Source organism: Halalkalibacter alkaliphilus, from assembly GCF_023555415.1.
Classification (GTDB): domain Bacteria; phylum Bacillota; class Bacilli; order Bacillales; family Bacillaceae_D; genus Halalkalibacter; species Halalkalibacter alkaliphilus.
Window position 1 is genome coordinate 1 of sequence record NZ_JAKRYL010000054.1, and the last position, 1769, is coordinate 1769.

At 43.0% G+C, this 1769-nt stretch carries 1 protein-coding gene; it reads right to left on the reverse strand.

Features of this window, described 5'->3' with window-relative positions; translation table 11 throughout:
- Nucleotides 1–74: 74 nt before the first annotated feature.
- Nucleotides 75–1331, reverse strand: a complete 1257-nt coding sequence (gene ltrA / locus MF646_RS23015) for a group II intron reverse transcriptase/maturase (protein WP_250098832.1) — start codon at nucleotides 1329–1331, stop codon at nucleotides 75–77.
- Between the last annotated feature and the right edge of the window lie 438 nt (nucleotides 1332–1769).

The following is a 1769-nucleotide window of genomic DNA, read 5'->3' on the forward strand; positions in this document are numbered from 1 at the left end:
ATCGAGTAGGAGGAGGCGACTAGCCTCCGACCTCTCACACCACCGTACGTACGGATCCGTATACGGCGGTTCACTTAGGTTTGACGTAAGTGGTTGTATCTATCTACTAGACTTTTTAGCTTTTTCTTTCGCCAAAACTCTAGGTTAAGCGTTGTGTTTAAAACAGGACTGTTCGAGATGCGCCAATATTTCTTGCGGGAATTACCCCATTCATAGGCTTTTTCCTTGGGAACTCCAAGTGAGATAAGCCTTTTTGTTTTGGTTTTAGGTAATTTCCATTGCTTCCATAGACACATCCGAAGTCTTCTTCTCAGTGATTCATCAAGCCGTTTAAAGGGAGTTGGCGTATCCGCCAAGGCAAAATATCCACACCATCCAACGAGATATTTATTGATCTTCTCAATACGCTCTTCCATTGAGATGGAATGTGATCGTGATGTAAGTTCTTTGATTTTGCTTTTAGCTCTCTTTATACTCTCTTTGGCGATACGGATCTTTGGTGACGGGTGAGGAGTAAAACTGAAACCTAGAAACTTTCGTTTCCACGGTCGATCTACTGCGCTTTTCTCGTCATTCACTTTCAGCTTGAGTTTCTTTTCAATGAAAGTTGTAATGGAGCTCTTCACTCGTAGACCTGACTTCTGAGTTTTCACGTAAATATTACAGTCATCTGCGTAACGGACAAACTTGTGCCCTCTCTTTTCCAGTTCCTTGTCGAGTTCATCTAACATGATATTAGACAATAACGGACTTAATGGCCCGCCCTGCGGGACACCTTCTTCGCTGATAACTTCCACACCGTTTATCATGATTCCTGATTCTAGGTATTTTCTAATTAGCCTTAGAATCGTTTTATCATGGACTCTTTTCTCCAGAAGACCCATAAGCATATCGTGATTCACTTTATCGAAGAACTTTTCTAAGTCCATGTCTATCACCCATCTGTACCCTTCCTCTATATATGCCCTCGCTTCCTTTACAGCGTCATGGGCTCTTCTTCTTGGTCTGAAACCATAACTATGTTTAGAAAAGGTTGGATCATAAATCGGGGTTAAGACTTGGGCAATCGCTTGTTGAATGAGACGATCGGTCACGGTAGGAATGCCTAGTAACCTTATGCCACCATTCGGTTTCGGGATTTCGACCCGTCTGACTGGCATAGGCTCGTACGTTCCGTCTTTAATTGAATTTCGGATTTCGTCCCAGTTAAGTAGAAGATGCGCTCGTAGGGATTTTACAGGCATTTCATCTACACCATGTTTACCCTTATTCTTTTCGACCCTTTTAAGAGCCGAAATCAGATTGTCCCGTGACAACAGTTGTTTCATCATTTCGATACATCCTCTCACGTGAATGTCCGTTCTATTTGTGCCATTGTTTATTCCACCCTCTTAAAGTCCCCCACGGGATTCACCGTTTCCTCCTTTAAGTAAGTCCAATTTGGATTGTCTGTATCATCATAAACAATGAACGCCTAGTCGCACATTCTTCCTAAATGTTCGGTCCTTCCTCGGCTATCTTAAGCTAGTCGAGTACTATGACCTCTGCTGACTTCTGACTGTTCAGCTATTTATCGCTAAATAGGTTACCGAGTGTGCTCGGCTTTTCAGTCAGACCTCCCCAGGTAAGAGTACAATCTTTCCTTCCATCTATCTGCTTCATTTACTCTGTATCACCTTTGGCAGAAAGGGCTTCGTCTTGTTTAGCAGACTCATCCAATGATACCTAGCCTTATATGAAGTTCGTGTTCCTCAGACCGGAAGTTTGCC

Excerpts from the sequence above, each read along its gene's own strand:
- ltrA (WP_250098832.1), bottom strand. The coding sequence starts at position 1,331 with ATGATGAAACAACTGTTGTCACGGGACAATCTGATTTCGGCTCTTAAA.